The 20193-nt window shown below is 44.8% G+C and carries 21 protein-coding genes; 15 read left to right on the top strand and 6 right to left on the bottom strand.

The annotated features are described in order from the left end of the window. Positions 1-2 precede the first annotated feature (2 nt). Positions 3-1103 carry a type IV pilus twitching motility protein PilT gene (locus ACL934_RS19580; protein ID WP_374076420.1) on the bottom strand — a complete coding sequence of 367 codons (1101 nt, stop codon included), beginning with the start codon at positions 1101-1103 and terminating at the stop codon, positions 3-5. A gap of 141 nt (positions 1104-1244) precedes the next feature. Here ACL934_RS19580 and ACL934_RS19575 point away from each other — a divergent pair, with 141 nt between their 5' ends. The 7 genes from ACL934_RS19575 to ACL934_RS19545 all read left to right on the top strand — a co-directional run bounded on the left by ACL934_RS19575 (position 1245) and on the right by ACL934_RS19545 (position 8176). Beyond that, positions 1245-2762 carry an Rne/Rng family ribonuclease gene (locus ACL934_RS19575; protein ID WP_413612858.1) on the top strand — a complete coding sequence of 506 codons (1518 nt, stop codon included), beginning with the start codon at positions 1245-1247 and terminating at the stop codon, positions 2760-2762. 243 nt (positions 2763-3005) lie between these two features. Continuing rightward, positions 3006-4475, top strand: coding sequence for a hypothetical protein (locus ACL934_RS19570; RefSeq protein ID WP_413612856.1), 1470 nt, complete (start codon positions 3006-3008; stop codon positions 4473-4475). Positions 4476-4681: 206 nt separating this feature from the next. Beyond that, the gene (rplU, locus tag ACL934_RS19565) at positions 4682-5251 is read left to right on the top strand and encodes a 50S ribosomal protein L21 (RefSeq protein WP_413612855.1); all 570 of its coding nucleotides are present in this window, start codon (positions 4682-4684) and stop codon (positions 5249-5251) included. Positions 5252-5278: 27 nt separating this feature from the next. Next, positions 5279-5539, top strand: a complete 261-nt coding sequence (rpmA, locus tag ACL934_RS19560; RefSeq protein ID WP_011166148.1) for a 50S ribosomal protein L27 — start codon at positions 5279-5281, stop codon at positions 5537-5539. A 104-nt stretch (positions 5540-5643) separates the two neighbouring features. Next, the gene (gene obgE / locus ACL934_RS19555; RefSeq protein ID WP_374076413.1) at positions 5644-6675 is read left to right on the top strand and encodes a GTPase ObgE; all 1032 of its coding nucleotides are present in this window, start codon (positions 5644-5646) and stop codon (positions 6673-6675) included. Next, positions 6672-7703, top strand: a complete 1032-nt coding sequence (gene nadD, locus ACL934_RS19550) for a nicotinate (nicotinamide) nucleotide adenylyltransferase (RefSeq protein WP_374076411.1) — start codon at positions 6672-6674, stop codon at positions 7701-7703. The genes obgE and nadD overlap by 4 nt, the downstream gene beginning before the upstream one ends. Positions 7704-7705: 2 nt before the next feature. Further along, complete coding sequence (locus ACL934_RS19545; RefSeq protein ID WP_374076409.1) at positions 7706-8176, top strand: 23S rRNA (pseudouridine(1915)-N(3))-methyltransferase RlmH; 471 nt, start codon at positions 7706-7708, stop codon at positions 8174-8176. A gap of 22 nt (positions 8177-8198) precedes the next feature. On the opposite strand, the gene ACL934_RS19540 is transcribed toward ACL934_RS19545, so the two are convergent. Continuing rightward, positions 8199-9002, bottom strand: coding sequence for a protein-glutamine glutaminase family protein (locus ACL934_RS19540; RefSeq protein WP_413612853.1), 804 nt, complete (start codon positions 9000-9002; stop codon positions 8199-8201). Between the two features lie 132 nt (positions 9003-9134). Here ACL934_RS19540 and ACL934_RS19535 point away from each other — a divergent pair, with 132 nt between their 5' ends. From ACL934_RS19535 to rimO, 3 genes are all read left to right on the top strand, one after another. After that, positions 9135-9737, top strand: a complete 603-nt coding sequence (locus tag ACL934_RS19535; protein ID WP_413612852.1) for a ComF family protein — start codon at positions 9135-9137, stop codon at positions 9735-9737. A 61-nt stretch (positions 9738-9798) separates the two neighbouring features. Next, a complete protein-coding gene (locus tag ACL934_RS19530) occupies positions 9799-10395 on the top strand; it encodes a LolA family protein (RefSeq protein WP_413612850.1) in 597 nt (198 codons plus the stop codon). Beyond that, positions 10392-11765, top strand: coding sequence for a 30S ribosomal protein S12 methylthiotransferase RimO (rimO, locus tag ACL934_RS19525; RefSeq protein WP_374076403.1), 1374 nt, complete (start codon positions 10392-10394; stop codon positions 11763-11765). Before ACL934_RS19530 ends, rimO begins: the two co-directional genes overlap by 4 nt. Here the strand turns inward: rimO and ACL934_RS19520 are convergent. Further along, on the bottom strand, positions 11762-12937 hold the full coding sequence (locus ACL934_RS19520; protein WP_374076401.1) for a tetratricopeptide repeat protein: 1176 nt from the start codon (positions 12935-12937) through the stop codon (positions 11762-11764). The two genes, rimO and ACL934_RS19520, sit on opposite strands and share 4 nt — an antisense overlap. A gap of 181 nt (positions 12938-13118) precedes the next feature. Between ACL934_RS19520 and ACL934_RS19515 the strand changes: the two genes are divergently transcribed. From ACL934_RS19515 to ACL934_RS19500, 4 genes are all read left to right on the top strand, one after another. Beyond that, the gene (locus tag ACL934_RS19515; protein WP_374076400.1) at positions 13119-13907 is read left to right on the top strand and encodes a hypothetical protein; all 789 of its coding nucleotides are present in this window, start codon (positions 13119-13121) and stop codon (positions 13905-13907) included. A gap of 123 nt (positions 13908-14030) precedes the next feature. Then, positions 14031-14396 carry a DUF2203 domain-containing protein gene (locus ACL934_RS19510; protein WP_374076398.1) on the top strand — a complete coding sequence of 122 codons (366 nt, stop codon included), beginning with the start codon at positions 14031-14033 and terminating at the stop codon, positions 14394-14396. Beyond that, positions 14393-16012, top strand: a complete 1620-nt coding sequence (locus tag ACL934_RS19505) for an NAD+ synthase (RefSeq protein WP_413612849.1) — start codon at positions 14393-14395, stop codon at positions 16010-16012. Before ACL934_RS19510 ends, ACL934_RS19505 begins: the two co-directional genes overlap by 4 nt. A gap of 176 nt (positions 16013-16188) precedes the next feature. Next, the gene (locus ACL934_RS19500; protein WP_374076395.1) at positions 16189-16572 is read left to right on the top strand and encodes a hypothetical protein; all 384 of its coding nucleotides are present in this window, start codon (positions 16189-16191) and stop codon (positions 16570-16572) included. A gap of 104 nt (positions 16573-16676) precedes the next feature. Here ACL934_RS19500 and ACL934_RS19495 read toward each other — a convergent pair whose 3' ends face one another. After that, complete coding sequence (locus ACL934_RS19495) at positions 16677-17297, bottom strand: PolC-type DNA polymerase III (RefSeq protein ID WP_374076394.1); 621 nt, start codon at positions 17295-17297, stop codon at positions 16677-16679. A 69-nt stretch (positions 17298-17366) separates the two neighbouring features. Between ACL934_RS19495 and ACL934_RS19490 the strand changes: the two genes are divergently transcribed. Next, positions 17367-17675, top strand: coding sequence for a 2Fe-2S iron-sulfur cluster-binding protein (locus tag ACL934_RS19490; protein ID WP_413612848.1), 309 nt, complete (start codon positions 17367-17369; stop codon positions 17673-17675). Here the strand turns inward: ACL934_RS19490 and ACL934_RS19485 are convergent. Both ACL934_RS19485 and ACL934_RS19480 read right to left on the bottom strand, forming a co-directional pair. Next, entirely contained in the window at positions 17672-18880 is a 1209-nt protein-coding gene (locus ACL934_RS19485; RefSeq protein WP_413612847.1) for a hypothetical protein, read from the bottom strand. The genes ACL934_RS19490 and ACL934_RS19485 overlap by 4 nt on opposite strands. Then, positions 18877-20193, bottom strand: a complete 1317-nt coding sequence (locus ACL934_RS19480) for an ArnT family glycosyltransferase (protein ID WP_413612846.1) — start codon at positions 20191-20193, stop codon at positions 18877-18879. Before ACL934_RS19480 ends, ACL934_RS19485 begins: the two co-directional genes overlap by 4 nt.

Genomic DNA, 20193 nt, shown 5'->3' with positions numbered 1-20193 from the left:
TTCTAACCAACTTTGGTGCGAGGGCCGGCAGCACTTCCGGCCATAGTTCCCGCAACGGTATCGCCACCACTTCCAGCAACTCCCAAGAAAGTTTTCGCGTCTGCCGCAGAAACTTTTCCTTTGCGAACCAGATCTTCGATGTATTTTTCGAAGAGGATCATACCCTGAGCAGAGCCCGTCTGCATTGCCGAAGCAATCTGATGGACTTTACCTTCACGAATCAAGTTCGAGATGGCTTTTGTATTTCTTAGAATTTCATAAGCAGCGACACGACCTTGTCCGTCGGCGCGCGAGAAAAGTGTTTGCGCGACAACGCCACGCAAACTTTCTGCTAACATCGTACGGATTTGTTGTTGTTGTCCCGCAGGGAAAACGTCAATGATACGGTCAATAGTTTTAGCCGCACTGTTCGTGTGAAGAGTACCGAACACAATGTGACCCGTTTCTGCCGCAGTCAGCGCCAAAGAGATCGTTTCCAAGTCACGCAACTCACCCACGAGCAAGATATCCGGGTCTTCACGCAGAGCCGCTTTCAAAGCGTTGGCGAAACTCTTCGTATGACTTCCGACTTCACGTTGATTCACCAGAGCTTTCAAGTTCGGATGAACGAACTCGATAGGATCTTCCACCGTGATGATGTGCGCTTCACGAGTCATGTTGATTTGATGGATCATCGCAGCAAGAGTTGTAGATTTACCTGAACCCGTTGGACCCGTTACAAGGATCAAACCGCGATCACAGTCGATCAAATCCATTACAGAAGGTGGAACTCCCAATTCTTGCGCTGTTTTAATTTTCTCTGGGATGATACGCATAACGGCGCCAAGCCCTTTTCTTTGCATAAAGATATTGCAACGAAAACGACCGATGCCTGAAAGAGTGTAGGCGAAATCCAGCTCCCATTTTTCAACGAAGGCTTTCTTTTGCTTTTCGGAAAGAATTTCGAAGAGCAAACCTTGCACGTCTTGATTCGTGAGTTCGCGATAGTTCAATGGAACCATGTTTCCATGAAGGCGAAGATAAGGAGGCGCGCCGCTTGTTATGTGCAAGTCGGAAGCTCCTTGTTCCACCATGAGTTTAAACAGTTCATCAATTGTTGCCATCGTTATCTCCGTAAAGGCTCTATTTCCATGATCTTTTCGGTCAGATATGCTTCAATATTAAATAATATTTGCTATCGGTCTTGTTTCTAGACTAATGAAATAGGTAGAAGTGCTGTTCCCTATGTGATTCAGGAGGATCTTGTGTCTGCAGAAATTCTCATCAATGTTCGTCCTCAAGAGACTCGTGTTGCTTACGTCGATACTGGAATCCTTTCTGACCTCAAAATCGAACGTAAAACTTCTCCGACCTTGGTCGGGTCGATCCACCGTGGAACTGTGATTCGTGTTTTACCTGGAATGCAGGCGGCGTTTGTGGATATTGGTCTGGAAAAGGCCGCATTCCTATACGTGGGCGATATTCGCGAAGATGTCGATGATAATTTTCTTTCGGATGTCGATCGTGAGGAACCCTTAGATGAGGGTGATGACGATAAAATCCCTTCGCATCACAACAAGACACCGATTCAAGATCTTCTGAAAGAAGGTCAGTCGATTCTAGTTCAGGTTGCTAAAGATCCTCTCGGCACAAAGGGAGCAAGACTCACAACTCATCTTTCATTGCCGGGTCGTTTCGTCGTGTTCTTGCCGACAGTTCGTCACTTGGGAATTTCTCGTCGTATTGAAGACGAAGAAGAAAGAGAACGACTGCGCAAACTTGTTCAGAAAATCAATCCTTCCGGCGGCGTGATCGTACGCACTGCGGGGGAGGGTGCTTCTGAAGAAATGTTGAAAGCCGACATCGAATATCTCGATCGTTTGAGCAAAGAGATTTTCAAAAACTACGAAAAGAAAAAAACACCTGGAAACGTGCACGTAGAGCTGGATGTAGAACTTCGCGCTTTGCGAGACTTGATGAGCGAAGACGTGACAAGCGTTTGGGTTGATAATGTTGAGATTCACAAAAAAGTTGTGAAATTCGTTTCGCAATTCATGCCGAAGTACAAGCAAAACATCGTACTTTATGAAGAGCAAAAACCTCTTTTTGATCTTTACGACATTGATATCGAAATTTCTCGTTCGATGGAAAGAAAGATCTGGTTGAAATCCGGCGGTTACATCGTGATCGACGAAGCGGAAGCTTTGGTGGTGATCGACGTGAATACAGGAAAATTCGTCGGCAAGAAAGACCTTGAAGACACGATCCTGAAAACCAATCTGGAGGCGGTTCGCGAGATTGCGCATCAGTTGCGCATCAGAAACTGCGGCGGGATTATCATCATCGATTTTATCGATATGGAAAAAGAATCTCATCGCGAAAAAGTTTTAGAAACTTTGGCCGAAGAACTGCAACGCGATCGCGCGCGCACAAACATCGTTTCAATGTCTCAATTGGGACTTGTCGAGATGACTCGTAAGCGCATTCGTCCGAGTTTGATTAAAACCCTATGCGAACCGTGTTCTTATTGCGATGGCAAAGGATACATCAAACGCAAGTCCACAGTGGCAAATGAAATCTTCCGCGAACTTGAGCGTGACGCTGATATGTTGATTAATAAAAAAACCAACGTTGTTATTCATTGTCACAGCGAAGTTGTCGATTGGATTTATGAAGTGGAAGGGGAAAGCTTAGAAAGTATCGAGAAAAAACTCGGTCGTTCCGTCGCTTTCAAAATCGAACCGAATTATCACTTAGAACAATACGAGATTTTCTTTGTTTAACAGGTCGGTGAAAAAGGCCCATTTGCTTCGTTGTCGGGTCTCATCCTCCACTCCGGCGTACATCTAGTACGCCTACGTTGCGGATGAAACCCTCCGCCTCGCATCTGAACCTTTTTGACTGACCTTTAAAATAGTTTTTCACTGACCTGCTAGACTAATCTCTAGCGAATTCCAACTCATTTTTCAAAATGTTCGCTTTAGGAGAGCAAATTGAATTCCGATTATTAAGTCATGCGGAATAGTTTGCTCATCTTTATTATTAGTTTAGTTCTTCCAATGTTTGCTTGGTCGCAGAACCTGCCTCCTTTAGCGTGTTCTCAACTTCTTGGTAAATGCGACAAAGTTCCACAGCCTTTGCAGTTGGCATCAGATGCTTGTAAATGGGAACAAAAAGCCGTGGGCTGTGAGGGTCTTGCTAAGTCAGACGCCGAAGCCGCAAAACACATTCGTTCGTGTGATCCCAAAGCTCTTTGTGATGGCGCAATCATGGGTCCGATTGATCAATTGCGCGGATGTTTTTCTGGCGCTGTCGACGTAGGTAAAGAATTTTGGAACGCCATTGCCTCGGTCCCCGAGCTTGCGGGAAAAGGTGCCGAAGCGATTCGCGCATGTTGGACGAATGTTGAATGTCGCGATAATGCTATTAAAACGTCGCTCAAAAATGCTCCTCGCAATATGATGCTGGCAAATCCGATCTTAGCTCCCTTGGCCTATGCGCACATGTATATGAAAGGTGAGCTTACCAAGAGTGATCTTGATAAAGCGTTGCAGGTTTCGAAAAGCCTGCTCGCAAAAGGAAAAGACTATCTGGTAAAACAAGGCGTAAAGCTCGCGTGCTTTGATACTAAAACTCAAGCCGAGATGGTTTGTTATGGAGTCTTCTCTGTCGTGAATCCAGCGGGAGCCGCGGGCTTACTTGCTAAAGCTCCGAAGCTTGCAAAACTTCTTAAGACTGCGGGACTTGCAGCGAAAGAAGCCGGTGCCACGGCCAAAGCTGCTGATGCGGCTGTGGATCTTGCGCGTATGGCGAAACTTTCCAATGCCGAGCGCGTGGCTGAAGCGGAAAAACTCATTGGTCGTGGCCTCTCTGAACAACAACGCCAAGCTTTGATCAAAGCCCATGAGGTTGGGGCAGAGACAGGCCGCGGGTATGGAACATACTCAGCGACGGACTTAAAACAAAAAGCCGATATTTTAAAAGCGGCAGGATTTTCAGATACGGAACGCGACCAGTTGATGCGCCAAGGGGTTGCCGGTCTTTTCAGTGATACTCAAAAAGCGCGTAACTTTGCGAACCAAGCGCGTTTAGAAGCCGATAAATTGCGTGTCTCTGGCAACGTGAAAGATGCGACCACTAGATATCGCAGTTCTGCGGATTCTTATGAAGTTTATATAAAGGATGCCAAAGCCGCGAAATCGGAACGGGATTATTTAGTAGGTGCCGAACTCAATGCCCGGGCTGAAAGATATGACAAAGCGGCGGAATACTTTCTTCAAAGCAAGGCCGCTTTGCGCGGAAATGAAAAAGCCGAGGTTATCTTTGAGACCTTAAGACGCGAAAAGGATGAGCTACGTGTCATTGCTTATAAAAACAAAGACAAGCCCGGTGTCCAAAAAGCTTATGAGGACCATCGGAAGCTGATTGAGGCCGTCGTCAATAATAAGAGCTTCCAATTAGGCGACGCCTGGAAACGTGAACTTCTGAAGCCATAATTTTAGCTAAGATGCTGAAAATAGAGGCTTTTGTTTAAACCCTGGACCTCCTCAAAATTATGCAAATTTATTTGCTTTTAGGGGGTCTTCCGTTTAACCTCTTTTTCTCCCGAGAAAAGCTGAAAAAAATAGCATGTATTAGGTTGACAAAACCTAGTGCGAGGTGGCATTTACCATCTTCTTAAATCGGGTAGCTGGAGGTTCTCATGTACGCGATTATTCGTACAGGCGGTAAGCAATATAAAGTTCAAGCTGGTGATGTTCTTCAAGTTGATAAGCTTGAGCAAAAGCTTGGTGCAGAGTTTGATATCAACGAAATCTTGATGGTTGGTGGTGAGTCCACTCATGTTGGTCAACCTCTTGTAAAAGGCGCGAAAGTAACTGTTGTTGTTACTAAGCAAGCAAAAACAAGAAAAGAAATCGTTTTCAAAAAGAAACGTCGTCAAGGTTACAGAAAGTTCGCAACTCACAAACAAGAGTTCACAGAGCTTTTTGTTAAAGCAATCACTTCTCCAGATGGAAAAGTTGCTAAGACAGACGAATCTGCAAATGTAGTAGACGTAGCAGCAGTACGTGCAGAAAAAGCACAAGCTCGCGTAGCAGCTCGTAAAGAGCGCGCTGAGAGCAAAGGAACTGCAGAAGTTGTTAAAAAAGCCGCTAAAAAAGCAGTAGCGAAAAAGAAAGTTGCTAAGAAAGCAGTTAAAAAGACTGCAAAAAAAGCGACTAAAACTGGCGCGAAGAAAAAAGCAGCAAAAAAGACTTCTAAGAAAGCTTAATTTTTAAATTTTTAAGAGAGGTTCATCATGGCAAGTAAGAAGGCCGGTGGTAGTACAAAGAACGGTCGTGATTCACAGAGTAAACGACTTGGCGTAAAAAGATTCGGTGGCGAGAAAGTTCTTCCAGGAACAATCATCGTTCGTCAACGTGGAACAAAATTCCACTTGGGTAACAATGTTAAAATGGGTCGTGACTACACGATCTACTCTGTTGTCGAAGGTCTTGTAAAATTTGAGCGTTTCTCTAAGGAGCGTTTCAAAGTTAGTGTTTATCCTAAAGCTGTTTAATCTACCGACGTAGATTAGCTTTTCCTGATAAGCACCAAGAGATTTTTTCAATACATAAAAAGGAGCCATCCAAGGCTCCTTTTTTGTTGTATATGGTGCTCTGAATGAAATTCATCGATGAAGTTAAAATCACATTAGCGTCTGGTCGCGGCGGTCCTGGCTGCGTTAGTTATCGCCGAGAATCTATGATGCCTCGGGGTGGACCAGATGGAGGCGACGGCGGTAAGGGCGGCGACGTTATTATCCGTACGTCTCGTCATATCAATTCTCTCGTAGATATTCGTCAGAATAAAAAATACGCTGCTCAAAGCGGACAAATGGGAATGGGCCGTCAGAAGGCCGGTCAAAATGGAGAAGACTTTGTTTTGATCGTTCCTCAAGGAACTATTCTGCGCACTCTTGAAGGCGAAATCATCGTCGATATGACCGATATCGAAGAGTATGTTTTGCTTAAGGGCGGTCGCGGTGGAAAAGGAAATGAATTTTTCAAAACCAGCGTGAATCAAGCTCCTGACTATGCTCAACCCGGCGAAGAAGGTGAAGAGCTCGACGTAAAACTCGAACTAAAACTGATTGCTGACGTGGGTATCGTTGGATTTCCGAATGCGGGAAAATCAACTTTGATTTCTCGTATCTCCGCTGCGAAACCGAAAATTGCTGATTATCCGTTTACAACACTGACTCCCAACCTCGGAGTCGTGAAAGCCGGAGATTATTCTTCATTCGTCGTTGCGGATATTCCGGGACTTGTTAAAGGCGCGCACGAAGGTGTGGGCCTTGGCATTCAATTCCTGAAGCACGTGGAGCGCACGCGCTTCTTCATTCACTTGGTGGATGCTTCAGGAATGTCGGGCCGTGATCCGCTTCAAGATTTCCAAGATATTAACTATGAACTTGAGATGTACGATCAGAACAATCAGGACAAAGAGGGTTTCTTCCCTCTTGCCACGCGTCCTCAGTTTGTCGTGCTCAATAAGATCGACACCTTAAGTGAAACTCAGCTGATGAAGCTTAAAAAACAATTCAAAGAACTCACGGGGACTGAACCCTTCGCGATTTCTGCCGTTACTGGTAAGAACATCAAAGAATTTGTCCAAGAGCTGGCTCATCAGATTTTAGAAGAGGAAGCAGAATGAAAATAGGTATTTTTGGTGGAAGTTTTAATCCTCCGCACATGGGTCACATCAATGCCATTCAAACAGTGGCAAAGAAAGTCGGTCTTGGTAAAGTTCACGTTATTCCTGCGGCTCAAAATCCGCTAAAGACTCCGGTTGAGGGTCCAACACCCGAACAACGTCTTGAGTTGACTCGTTTGGCATTTGAACAATACGGCGAAACTTACTTCGTGGACGATCAAGAGATCAAACGCGGTGGCATGAGCTACACAATCGATACAGTGATGAACCTTCGTAAAACACACGAAGCTTCTGATTTGTATTTGATCGTGGGTGCTGACAAGTTTGAAGAATTGGCGCAATGGAAAGACTATCAAAAGATTCTTTCTGAAGCGAATTTGATCGTTACAACTCGTCCTGGTTACGAAACTCCTGAATCATTGGAAGAAATGCCGGGCTATTTGAAGCCTCTTGTTTCTGACTTTGATTTCAACTTCATCGAGCTTTCTACAGGCAGAAATATTCAGTTCATCACTCTGCGTGACATCGAGATCTCTGCAAGTGAACTGCGCAAATGGCTTCGTCAGGGTAAACCTGTTGAAAAATATTTGCCGTTGGCTGTTGAGTCCTACATCAAAGAAAACAAACTCTACAGAAACTTGGGCGACCGTATCGGTGACTTCACAAAATTCACTGAGTTCTGTGCGAATGTTTTGTTCTCTAAAAAAGGTATCAACGTTCGCGGTTTTGACTTAAGAGGTATTGCCGCTCCAAGCGAATACACTTTGATTGCGTCGGGTACTTCAACTCGTCACGCGGCCGCTATGGCTGAAAACATTGTGATGGCGGTTAAAGAAGAATACAACGTGCATCCACAAAGTGTTGAAGGCATCGACGAAGGACGCTGGGTTCTTGTGGACTACGGTTCTTTGATCATCCACATCTTCTACGATTTCGTTCGTCAAGAATACAGTCTTGAGAACTTGTGGAGACAAGGCAAAGACCTTGGCTTTAAGGATCCTTACGTAGGAAAGCCTGAGGCTCAGTAATCATGAAATTCATTTTGTACAACCTCGCCACTGCAAAAGAGGCGTGGGCCGATGAGGTGAGCGAGTTGTACAAGAAGAAGATCTCTTTCTTTGTTCCCTTCGATATCCAGTCCTTAAAAGCCAAGAAGTCCGCGCGCGAAGATGCGGATTTCAAGCGCAACGAAGAGTCCGAACTCATTCTTAAAAATCTCAATAGCGACGACTTCGTTGTCTTATTCGACGAACGCGGTTCTGTTTTTGATTCCATTCAGTTTTCTAAGAAAATTGAAAACATTTTGGGAAGCTCAAAAAAGCGCGCGATCTTTATTATCGGTGGAGCTTTTGGAGTGAATGAAGAGGTGCGTAAACGAGCGGACTTGAAGGTGGCTTTGTCGCCGATGGTGATGAATCACTTAATGGCTCAGGCGATGAGTCTGGAACAAATCTATCGCGCGTTCACCATCATTAAGAAAATTCCGTATCACAATATTTAAAAAGCGGCTTTCGCCGCTTTTCTTATTTAAGCCAAGGTGGGTTGTTGCCCAATTCTTGTTCTGGATTGCGCTTCAGTTCTACGATGCGATCCCACTCATACTGCAAGAAAGATTTTTGTTCGTAGTAAGCTTCATCACGGCTCAATGGCGTTGGGTGATAACAGTCGCCCGAAGGATCATAAGTTTCATGATCGCAGACAGAATACTGAACGTGAGTATTTTCTCCACCGACAAGCTTGTTCCACTCTGCCAGTTTCAATGGGCGTTGTGGTTCCAAAGATGGATCAAAGACGTAAACCTCAGGACCTACACGGTAAGTCACAGCGACGTGGTACCACCACTGAACAGAACCCGTTGGTGAGTTGCTAGAAGGTGCTGATAAATTTCCGAAAACGAAAACTTTCTTTGGCGCTGGGAAGTGGTGGTTTTCTAGTTCGTACTTTGCAATCTCTGCACGCGCGTAACAACCGTCATCCGGATACATCCAAGTAAGACGACGAGGGAAATTGCGATCTTGCGTTGTTAAGAAACGAGTGTCGCGAACGTAAAAGAATTCATTTTCTAAGTCAGAGTAAGATCCCACATCAGGAATTTCTTTGATGTCTAAACTCTTCAGAGGTTTTTTTGCACGTTCTGCAGAAACATAACGTGTTGTCGTGTCTGCTTTTGGCGAATCCGGAAATGGAAAATTGAACGTTTGGAAAAAGAAGTGTCTGTTGCGAGCCGTTTCGTAATTCTCATCGGGGCTGCGGTGAGATGAAAGGCCTTTTGCCAAAGCCGTTGCGGATAATCCCAAAGAAAGTAAAAGCGCGAATAAGAATTTCATAGACCCCTCGTAATTTCCTTCTAGGCCCCCAGCCAAAGAGTGTCAAAGATTTTGCAGTGAGACATTGTTATGAAACCATTCCCTCAACTTATTCGAAACCACTGTTCATGCTGTCTGAATTGCGGATCTTTCATGGCTACAGAGAGTCTTTTGTGCTGTCCCTGTAAGAAAAGCCTGGGGAGCTTAGAGCAAAAGGCGGCTCGCTGGATTCCGCCGTTGATCGTGCGTTCCCATTACTACTGGAACCCCGGAGAGAGTGACATGCTTTCAAGCTTGGTTTTATCACTCAAAGGAGATGGCAATGCACGGGCATGGCGGTATTACGCTCAAGAATTCACAAAGAAACTGACGTCGAACCTACCTGCAAGACGCATCTGCATCGTTCCCGCTCCAGGGAAAAAGCCTTCGAAAAAAGATCACGCTTATCTGTGGGGAGAGGCCTTGGCTGAATCACTTGGAGCAGGATTTTTACCGTGTCTTGAGAAGGTCTCAACTGGCTCCCAGAGAGGGGTGGGGCGTGGAGAGCGTGCCTTGGTTGAGATGGAGGCCCATGTAAAAAGTTCAATGAGTTTGGACTTCTCGACGGAAACCCTGTGGATTTTCGCCGATGATGTCTTAACTACAGGGGCTACAGCGAGGGCGGCTCACTTAGCACTTGGGAGTCCCCCTCACTTTGAAGTTTGGGTGCTGGCCCAGAGGGGCCTCTCTTGCGGAGCGTCCAAGGATCTGCTATAAATCCCGAATGTTTAAAAGAATCAGTATCTTGTTTTTCGTGATGTCATTTTCAGTGGGCCTAATGGCGGCTGTAGCTGGAAATGGAACTCTCCAAAAAGTAACAAAAAAATATCGCGCATCGAAACTTGTGGAAATGTCTGTGGTTAAGACTGTGAAGTCGGAACTTCTTGGCAAAGAAACGAAGTACGACGGCAAAATCTTTCTCGCGAACGGAAAATTCCGCTGGGAAAATACGACGCCTGAAAAAACACTTTTAGTTTTTGATGGAACAACGATTTGGAGTGAGCAAACTCCACCGAAAGAATTTGGCGGACCTGTTCAAGTTGCCAAAGGTAAAGTAGATAAGAAAACACGTTCCCACATTTTGATTTCTGCATTGGTGGGCGCGGATCTAGAGAAAAATTTTAAGATCGTGAAGGAAGAAAAAGTCGGGGAGCTTGTAAAGCTGGATGTAACTCCGATTTACGACGATCTCACTGTGAAGTCCTTGCAAGTGCTTCTTGATCCAAAAGAGAACACGATGAAAGAGATTTCCTACAAGGACGACATTGGCAACCTCACGACGATGAGTTTTTCCAATGTGAAATTCCAGAAAAAAGAAAAAAAGAATTTATTTAAATACCAACCTCCCAAAGGCGCACAGGTGACTGACTTATGAAACAAGAGACGGCTCAAACTAAAAAAGTTCATTTTATCTCTCTTGGTTGTCCAAAAAATCTCGTAGACAGTGAGATCATGGCCGGAACTTTGATGAAAGACGGCTATCAAGTTGTTGGCGAAGCTGAAGAGGCTGACACAGTGATCGTGAACACGTGCGGTTTTATCGAAGATTCTAAAAAAGAATCTATCCAACGCATCTTGGACATGAGCGATCTTAAGCAAGAAGGCAAAATCAAAAAAGTCGTTGTGGCGGGTTGCCTTACTCAACGCTACAAAGACGAACTTGTTGAAGGCTTGCCTGAGGCCGATCTTTTCGTAGGCTCTGGTGAGTTCCAAAATATCGCAAAGATCCTAAAGAATTCAGACGCTGGCGAGACCAAGAAAACATTCTTCAATCTGCCAACTTACTTGCAAGAAGAAGAAACTCCGCGCGTGAACTCTCAGCCGGGTCACCGTGCTTATTTGAAAATCTCTGAAGGTTGCATGAAGCGTTGTGCATTCTGCGCGATTCCTTTGATCCGCGGAAATCTTCAATCACGTTCTATTGATGCCATCGTTGCTGAAGCCAAATTGCTTGTGGCTGGCGGCGTGAAAGAATTGATCATCATTTCTCATGACTTCACGGACTACGGTTGGGACATCCGCCGTAAGGATCCAACTCGCAAGGAAAGCCCTGTTGAGTTGTTGAAAGCCTTGGATCAAGTTGAAGGTTTGCAGTGGATTCGTTTGATGTACTTGTATCCAGATGGAATCACTCAAGAGATGGTTCAAGTGATCAAAAACAGCACGAAGATCGTGAAGTACTTCGACATGCCTTTGCAACACATCAACGATGCAGTTCTTAAGAGCATGAATCGTAAGATGACTCGTGATGAAGTTGAAACGGCTTTGATGAACATCCGCACATATATCCCTGAAGCCGTGATCCGCACGCAATTCATCGTGGGTTTCCCAGGTGAAACACAAGAGCAGTTTGAAGAGCTTCTTCAATTCGTGGCTGAACAACAATTCGACCGCGTGGGTTGCTTTAAGTATTCTCCGGAAGAGAATACTCCGGGCGGCCGCATGGAAAATCAAATTGACGAAGAAACAAAACAGTTCCGTCACGACGCTTTGATGGAAGTTCAACAAAACATCTCCCGCGAAAAACATCGCGACTTCGTAGGTAAAACTATCGAAGTGATCGTCGAGGGTTTCAGCGAAGAAACAGACTTGTTGTTACAAGGCCGTTTCTGGGGACAAGCTCCGGATATCGACGGTGTTGTTTTGATCAATGATGGTCAAGCTCAAGTCGGTGACATGGTGAAAGTCCACGTCACAGACAGCTTGGAATACGACCTCGTTGGCGAAATCGTTGTCGAGAACTAGAACGTACAAGTTTCAGACTCTTGTTCGAACTTTCCGATCCATTGAGAATTTTTAGCGTTTCTTAAGATTGTGGTGGCTCTTCTAAAGGCCACCGCATTTTTTTTGTCGAACTTGCAAGCATTCTTATAAGCCAAAAGCGACAAATCATATTTGCGAATTTCAAAAGACGAAGTCGCAAGACCCAACCAAGAGCGCGCCGCTTGCGGGTCGGCTTCTGTTCCTGATTTATAAACTTTCATGGCCTCAACGTAGTTCTTTTGCTCTTCCAAAACTTTTCCGTAGTGGTATTGGGCTAGCTCAGACTTCGGGAAGTCCTTAGCGGCCTTCTTAAGCGCTTTCAGAGCGGTTTCGTCCTCACCCATGCCTTTGTAGCAAACGCCCAAATAAACGTGCGGGTCGGCCACTTTAGGATCTTTTTGGATGGCTTCCTTACACATCGCCATGGCGGGTTCGTAAGTTCCGTCCAAAGTGTTAATCTCGCAAAGTTTGCGCAAATAAATCGGGCGAGCCCCAATGCTCTCGATCATATCTTGATACAAAATGCGCAGCTCATACAAATTCGGCGGCTCACGATCCTCATAAAGTTTAATAAGACCGTCATAGGCAGGCTCATACTTGTTATTAAGCTCGACCGCTTTTTTGTAGCTCTCCATAGCGTCTTTGGTTTTTCTCGCCAAGACATAGGCGTCACCCATCATGCTGTAAGCTTCAAAATCCTTTTCATCTTTTCCGATGAGGACATTCAAAGCCCGTAACATCTCCGAGGGCTCTTTGCGTTTTTCATGGGCTTTTGCGAGCAGAATTAAAGCTTTGCGATCAATTTTATCGACGTGTTTCCACAAAAGAAGAGTGACCTTTTCATACTCTTCTTTTTTAAAAAGTTCTGCGGCGAGATCACCAAGAAGAACGGCGTTTTTCGGACTTTGGCGAATTTCTTTTTTAAGGCGCTCAATCTTTTCGTCGGCCGTTTCGGTGTGATTTGCAACGGGAGCCACGCTGGGCGCAGGAGTTGCTGTCGGAGCAGGAGTCGCAGTCGTGGCAGGACTTGGTGAGGCTGCAGGTTTTTCTACGGGTTTTTTGGGTACAGGCTTAGCTTCTTTTTTAGGTGCTTCTTTAAGATCTTCCTCGAAAAGGGAGAACTCGTCCTTTCCCTGCCCCGAGGTCTGGGCCACGGCCGTCCCAACGACTAATAATGAGACAAAAGACAAGAACAGAGTAAATAAGGAGCGATTGAAATTCAGTCCATTCATCATGTGTTGTATTATGACCTAAATGCTCTCGCGAGTGAAGAAATCTCAATTTACAGCTAGACTAGCAAATAATCAGGGTCAGGCTCTTATAGAGTACATCCTGATGTTAGTCATTACGGTCTCTCTGATCATTGCTTTAATGAATCAGATCTTCAAACCGTTTGGCGAATTCGTTGATAATTACATGGGAAAATACGTCGGGTGTCTCTTAGAGTACGGCGAACTTCCGTCGTTTGGTTCTGAAGCGGGTTCTCCTGTGGATGAAGACTCCGAGTGTGAAAAAAGATTTCAAAAAGGTTCGGCCACGGCGGGACGTCCGCCGATTAATGGCGGCAGCGGCGGCTCGTCGGGCGGAAAAGGTTCGTCGAAAAATGGAGGCGGTTCAGACTCCAGTGATTCTTCAGGTGGAGGTTCTTCAGGAACTTACGCCGGATCGTCTTCTCGTGGTGGAAGTCGATACGTAGCCAGCCGACGCAGGCCGTCCCGTGGGATGGAGTCGGGTGATAGTGCAGGTGGCGGCAAAGTCGTCGAGATCGCGCTAGAAAGCGGTGGAAACAACGGGTTCTTCCGCGGGAGCAATGGAAGAAATTACGTGGGGCCAAATCGCAAAAGAATGGCTGTGGCCATTACGGGTCTCACGGAAGCTGAAAGAAAAAAACTTGAGAAAAAGGCCGAAGGAACATCTCATATAATGTCGGCGGGCGAGGGACTTCAACCACCTCCTAAAAAAATTGCCGTCAAACCTCCTGAAAAAAAGGTTCCGGTCGAAGAACTGCCCCCAATGACAATTGGAAATTTTATACGTTACCTCTTTATTGCCGGGATCATCATCGCATTGGTGATTTTCATTGGTGGTCAGGCACTGCAAATGTCCAAAAGTGGCGAGAAATAATCTGTGCATCGCGTTTAGAAATTCTTCATAGAAATTCTTAAGTTGTCTGTCATCGCGTTAATTTCTTGAAACACTTCCGTCTTTAATGGATACAGCCTCATCGACATTTGATGGGGGAAGTTCGTGTTAGAAAATGTGGTTGAAATCAATCGCAAGAAAACGTTTACGCTACAAGAAGCGCGTCAACTATTGCCCATCATTTATCGTATGACTGAAGAGTCGAGCCGTGAAGTGAAAGCTCATCTTAATAGAATCGAGGCTTTCTCGGACAAATCCCATCCCTCTGTGGCGATCATCGAAGAACAAATCAATGCGATAATTGATCGCTGGCAGGTCAAAGTGGAAAAGTTGGGAGCCGATCCTAAAGGCTTGTGGATGGCCGACTTTGATAATGGTGAGGGTTACTATTGCTGGAAGTTTCCAGAAATTGAAATTAATCACTGGCATGGCTACCAAGACGGCTTTTCTGGGCGTATATTGATTGAATGAGAATTGCCGTAGCCCAAATCAATCCGACCTTAGCTGATTTTGAATTCAATAAAGAAAAAATTCTAGAGTTTGTCCATTTAGCGCAACAACGAAAGTGTGAACTTGTTGTTTTTCCTGAGTGCGCGCTTTTTGGTTACCATCCCTTCGATCTTTTAGAGCGCTCGAAACTTGTAGCGAAACAAGAAGCAGAATTCAAAGCTCTGATTAAAAAAATTCCTAAAGATATCGGTGTGATTTTTGGATTGATCACAAAGAATCCGAAAAAAATGGGTCGTCCTTATTTCAATAGCGCGGTCTTCGTGGCTAAAGGACAAAAACCTCGTTTCTTCCACAAACAACTTTTGCCGACGGGTGACGTGTTTGACGAGGCTCGCTTTATTGAGCCCGGTGATTTTTCGAAAAATTATTTCTCGTGGAAAGGGAAAAAGTTTTTCCTGACAATCTGCGAAGACATCTGGGCATGGCCGGATGCTAAGGGAAGATCTGCATATAAAGAAAATCCTTTAGCGAAAGTAAAAAAACAAAAGATCGACATGGTGATCAATCTCAGCGCGTCTCCTTACTTTGTTGGGAAGATGAAGCAAAGAGAGTATGTGACGGCAAAAACGGCGGCTTACTTCAATGCGCCGATCATGTACGTTAACATCGTGGGCGCACAAGATGAAATCATCTTTGATGGTGGTAGTTTCGTTCTAGATAAAAAAGGAAAGAAAGTTCTAAGCTGTCTTCAATTTGAAGAAGACATCAACGTGATCGAAACAGACACGCTCGAGGTTTGGAATAAAAATGCTAAAATCCAAACAACGGAAGAACTTCGTCGCGCCCTTGTTTTGGGTATTCGTGATTTCTGCAGAAAGACGGGCCTTTCAAAAATTCATTTAGGCTTAAGCGGCGGTATTGATTCAGCGGTTGTCGCGGCATTGGCTGTAGACGCTTTGGGACCTTCTCAAGTAGCGGCGATAGGGCTTCCAGGTCCGTTCAATGCTCCTCAAAGTTTAACTTTGGCAAAAGATCTTGCGAAGAATCTGGGTGTTGAATTCAAAGTCGTTGATATCAAACCGATGTATGAAAATGTTGTCGCGGCATTAGAAAAGGGCATAAGCCTCGAAGGCTTCGGGATTGTGAATGAAAACCTGCAAGCACGTTTGCGTGGAATGACGTTGATGGCTTACTCCAATAAAGAGAACAGCCTGCTTCTAACCACAAGTAATAAAAGCGAATATGCGGCTGGATATTCGACTCTTTACGGAGACATGTGCGGCGGCTTAGCTCCTCTGGGAGATCTCACAAAAGAGCAAGTCTATGCGTTGGCGAAATACTACAACCAACAAGGTGAAGTGATTCCAAACGAAATCATTGATCGCGCTCCTTCTGCGGAACTTCGTCCGGATCAAAAAGACGAGGACTCTCTGCCGCCGTATGTGAAGCTTGATAAATCAGTACAACATCTTGTCGAAGATTCAGGCGTAGCAAAAACCGAGACTGACAAATGGTTGTTGTCAGTGTTGATGCGAACAGAGTTTAAGCGTTGGCAAGCGCCACCGATCTTGAAGGTGTCGAAGCACTCTTTCGGACGAGGACGTCGTTATCCGATCGCCCACAAAGCAAAAGAATAAACAATTGATTGCACTCGGTGTCCGGAATTCAAATAGGATTGGCAGTCATTGAATCGATACCTTTGCATTTATTTCAGTCGCAATCAGTTTTATTTTATGCATTTGACGGCATTGAAAGATGTTGTTAGGTAGGCACTCCAAGCAGAACATTAATTTTTAAGGCCCGGAGGCTTTCAATGAAAAAGTTTATGTCCGTCTTGGTTCCTCTTTCTCTTCTTTTTGCTACTCGAGCACCCGCACAAAATTTCCTGACCCTAAATTGTGAAAATAATGATCTCTCTTTGCAGATACAGATCGAAAACAATATAGTTACCTACGCAAAAGTGAGTGGATATCTAGAGTATGAGGATTTTAATCCCAATGTGGTCGAAACCTCCATTGATGGCACTTCTCAGTATTCTTTTTTGGTGAGTGACTCGTACGACACCAACACTTGGTTCGATGTTTATATTCAAAACAATCAAATTGTTAAAAGAGAAACTTACGAGAGTGGTAATGACTCAGATAACTATTATGGCCGTAAAGTTGCTGAGGGTGATAACGCTTTTATCTGTAAATAGATATAGGGAGCAAGGAGCTGTTACTCCGAGACCTTATGAAACTCTAGTTTTCAATATGAAGGGCCTGCCGAGAATCGTGCAGGCTTTCTTATTTTTTCTGGAAACTAAAGAAGATTTCCGAACAGATCCATTTGTTTTGGTTGTCTGATGATTTGTGGGAAGCGAAGTTCTGGTTTGCCGGTCAAAGCGACCAAGTTTCCTACTTGCGGAGGTTGGCCTCCGATAGAAATTCTTTTCACCATTTGGAAGAACAAGTGACCGCAATAAGAAGCATCTTCTTCAGCTCTGTGGAAATCTGTAGTTGGGATTTTCAAATGCTGAACCAAAGTTCCTAATTTGTAGTTAGGAAGACCTGGGAATACTTTTCTCGCAATAGGAAGAGTATCGAGGATCAAACCTTTAGGTGCGCCAGTCTCATACTTTTTGATATCGGCAGTTAAAAACTGCGCATCGAAAGGAGCATTGTGTGCAACCAAGATGTCGTCGCCGCAGAATTCTGCCAATGAAGGAAGAAGGCTTTCGATAAGTGGTTTTCCTTTAACCATGTCATCGGAAATACCATTGACCGCAGAGGCGCCAGGAGGAATCGGGCGTTGTGGATCTACGAGTGTTGCGAAGATCGCTTCAGGTTGACCGTCGATGAAGCGCACGGCTCCGATTTCAACGATTTGATCTACTCCAGGAACAGTACCAGTGGTCTCTAAGTCAAAAGCTATGAATCTCATGAAAATATTGATACAAAATGGAGAGGGGTGTTTCAACTAAAGAGTGCCCTTTTAAAGGAGTTCCCTGCCGTGAAGGCTAAGTCTGGAATATATATCAGCTTTTTACCGGACAACCTCGATGTCCTGGTGAGTCATAAAGACCACTGTGTTCTGGATGTCGCTTTACGAGCGGGAATCGCGATTGATCACACATGCGGAGGCAACGGAACTTGCGGAACGTGCCTTGTCCAAGTGGTTGAAGGCCTTGAAAAATTAGAGCCTCGGAACGAAATCGAAGAAGAAATGGCCCAGGATCGAAGCTTTAACGACCAAGAGCGCTTGGCCTGTCAGATCAAACCCTTCAACGGTCTTTCCGTACAAATAAAAAAAGAATCCTAAGGAGTCACAAAGAATGGATTCGTGTAGATCCACGTGATCCATTTCTTAGCGTCAGGAAGAGGGAGCATCGGGCTGACACGAACTTGAACTCGATACGTCCCTGGGAGCGAGATCGGATAGACCGTTTCAGGATCGTTGATTCTCGCAACGACTTCGCCATTTCTAAAGATGATGATCTCAAAAAAGTCTTTGGGTTTTGAGGGCAGACTGATTTTCAAAGACATGTTCTTAGAAAGTTTCACACCCGAACCCATTAAATGGGATTTGTTTTCTTCTTCAAGAGTCGCCACAAATCCTTTGGGATCTCCCAACATATCAAGCGCCATATAGAAGTTTCCATTCTTAAGCGCATTAAATACTTTTGTACGATCGCTGTTGAAACTTCCCGTTAATTCCGACTTCAAAAGAATATGATTACTCATGAATTCAAAGGATCTTTTATAACTCGGAAAGCGGATAAAATAATTCGCAAGAGGAATCACGCGTGCTGAGGCCTCGGTGCCTGCATACACAACCACGCGGCGTTGTTGGCTCAATTTATCGAGCAAAGCGATCTCATCTGTGGGTTCTGTAAAAAGACGAATGAAGGACAGACGCGGATTGAACGGATAAATCGCCAGACTCCAGATAGTGGAAATTTTAGAATCTTCCCAGGCGCGGTTCACCAAGCTCTTCATATTAAGAAGCTCAAACCCATCAAGACCCGACGGAATTTCACCACTCCAAGAATATCCTGCTTTATAGGGGTGAGTTAAAACAGTCAGAGTGTCTTTGCTCGCACCAGTTTTTTGTGAAAGCAAATCTGAAAGTTTCACTTGGGCATCGCCCAAATTATTTCCGATGCTTTCTTGAGTCATCGAGTAATAAATAAGTCGTGAATCCAAATAACTGTATTTACCTGCCGAAAACACCAAAAGATTTCCGTGATAGGATTCAAACGTTGTTGGCATATTGAAGATGTTCAAATCCGTGAACATCAAGAAATCCAAGTTCGCAAGTTTAGCTGAAGTGATAACAAAACTCGCCGTCGCTGAACCGCTACTTAAATCGGTGTGAACGTTCATCACACCTTTATAGTCATTCAAAAGACGAGAATGTTCGCGTGTGATCTGTTGAGGAATAACGGAAACGTCGTACTGATTGATATAAAATCCGTACAAGAAATAAGTAACCAGCAAGAATGAAATGGCGCCGATAGCTTTCATGGTCGAGTGAATTCCAACAATACAAAATCAGGAGAGATTTTCTTAATCTCTTTCATTTGCCATTGTTGTTCGGAAATCCACTTTGGTAAACCATTTCTCTCGCGCTTCACTAAATAAAACTTATTTCCTGACGGCGTTGCTTCGGGAAGTGTGTCAAAGAAGTCAAAGCGGCTGATGTTCTTCAGTTTAAATGTCGGGACTTTGCTGAAATACCAAATGGATGAGGCCATTTGATAGGAGCTTGCATAAAGAGGACTGTACTCATGAGCAATGGAACTTAATTCCTGAAATGCGTAGGGCTCCTGAACTTTGTCATTCAGGTTGCGTAAGGCCGGAGTGAAAAGTGTAGCGATAACGATCGCATAAATAAGGCCCCAGAAACCGACGTAGTATTTAAGCCACTTTTGAGTGCGTGAATAAAAAAGAGCCAGAGCTAAAACGGCTGGATAAGCAATGATCGGCCAGTTGGCTTCAACAAGGGCGCGGAATGAAGTCAGAAGGAAGAACAACAAGGGTCCCCAGCCGAAATAAAGAAGCCAACGCATTTTTGTGGGAACTTTTGCGCGAAGAGCGGCCCAAAAGATTAAAGGGAATAGAATTAAAACTTGTCCCAGAACATACGAAAGAGTCCATTCGGGATTGTAAGAGGACTTTTCAAGCCCGTGCTTAAGTTGAAACTCGAAAGACGCAAAACCATTTTGCACATTCCACAAAATCACCGGGGCACTAAATAGCAATCCGGAGATCACTGTGGCGAGAACTCCGAGCCAGCGAACCTCTCTCCATTTTTTTTCTGCAAAAAGATACACAAGTAAGCAGGGAACAAAGAGAACAATATGATATTTCGAGCAAAATCCTAAACCGAGCGCAACTCCCAAACCCAGGTAGGCGCGCAAAGATTTTTCTTCAAGAGCTTTTAAAGCAAGAGCGATGGCAAGGGACCAGAAGAATAAAACTGGCAAATCCGGAGTCACAATCAATGATCCAAAACCTAAAAGGGGAGAGAAAAGAACCAGGTAAGTCCACACCTTGATCTTTGCAAAATCCACGCGGTCTTTAAGAATAAAAAACCAAAGACCGATCATACAATGGCCCATGAAAACCGCAGGCCAGCGCACGGCATTCATATAGGGTTCAAAGATATGTCCGATATAAAAAAGCCAAGACACCATCGGTGGATGATCGAAATAACTAAGCTGGGGTCTTTGCGCCCACACCCAGTAATAGGCTTCATCGGCACTCAAAGGAATGAGTGCCGCAAGAACCAACTTAACTAAAAGGCTGATGCCCCATATGCGGCGAAGATCTTTCAA

It is taken from the genome of Bdellovibrio sp. HCB-110 (assembly GCF_047323225.1).
Lineage (GTDB): Bacteria > Bdellovibrionota > Bdellovibrionia > Bdellovibrionales > Bdellovibrionaceae > Bdellovibrio.
Note: the sequence above shows the minus strand (reverse complement) of the source record. Positions and strands in the feature narration are given on the sequence as shown.

Bases quoted from the DNA above. Each gene is read 5' to 3' on its own strand.
- ACL934_RS19580 (WP_374076420.1), bottom strand. From the start codon at position 1,103: ATGGCAACAATTGATGAACTGTTTAAACTCATGGTGGAACAAGGAGCT.
- rplU (WP_413612855.1), top strand. From the start codon at position 4,682: ATGTACGCGATTATTCGTACAGGCGGTAAGCAATATAAAGTTCAAGCT.
- rpmA (WP_011166148.1), top strand. From the start codon at position 5,279: ATGGCAAGTAAGAAGGCCGGTGGTAGTACAAAGAACGGTCGTGATTCA.
- obgE (WP_374076413.1), top strand. From the start codon at position 5,644: ATGAAATTCATCGATGAAGTTAAAATCACATTAGCGTCTGGTCGCGGC.
- nadD (WP_374076411.1), top strand. From the start codon at position 6,672: ATGAAAATAGGTATTTTTGGTGGAAGTTTTAATCCTCCGCACATGGGT.
- ACL934_RS19545 (WP_374076409.1), top strand. From the start codon at position 7,706: ATGAAATTCATTTTGTACAACCTCGCCACTGCAAAAGAGGCGTGGGCC.
- ACL934_RS19540 (WP_413612853.1), bottom strand. From the start codon at position 9,002: ATGAAATTCTTATTCGCGCTTTTACTTTCTTTGGGATTATCCGCAACG.
- ACL934_RS19535 (WP_413612852.1), top strand. From the start codon at position 9,135: ATGGCTACAGAGAGTCTTTTGTGCTGTCCCTGTAAGAAAAGCCTGGGG.
- ACL934_RS19530 (WP_413612850.1), top strand. From the start codon at position 9,799: ATGGCGGCTGTAGCTGGAAATGGAACTCTCCAAAAAGTAACAAAAAAA.
- rimO (WP_374076403.1), top strand. From the start codon at position 10,392: ATGAAACAAGAGACGGCTCAAACTAAAAAAGTTCATTTTATCTCTCTT.
- ACL934_RS19515 (WP_374076400.1), top strand. From the start codon at position 13,119: ATGTTAGTCATTACGGTCTCTCTGATCATTGCTTTAATGAATCAGATC.
- ACL934_RS19505 (WP_413612849.1), top strand. From the start codon at position 14,393: ATGAGAATTGCCGTAGCCCAAATCAATCCGACCTTAGCTGATTTTGAA.
- ACL934_RS19500 (WP_374076395.1), top strand. From the start codon at position 16,189: ATGAAAAAGTTTATGTCCGTCTTGGTTCCTCTTTCTCTTCTTTTTGCT.
- ACL934_RS19495 (WP_374076394.1), bottom strand. From the start codon at position 17,297: ATGAGATTCATAGCTTTTGACTTAGAGACCACTGGTACTGTTCCTGGA.
- ACL934_RS19485 (WP_413612847.1), bottom strand. From the start codon at position 18,880: ATGAAAGCTATCGGCGCCATTTCATTCTTGCTGGTTACTTATTTCTTG.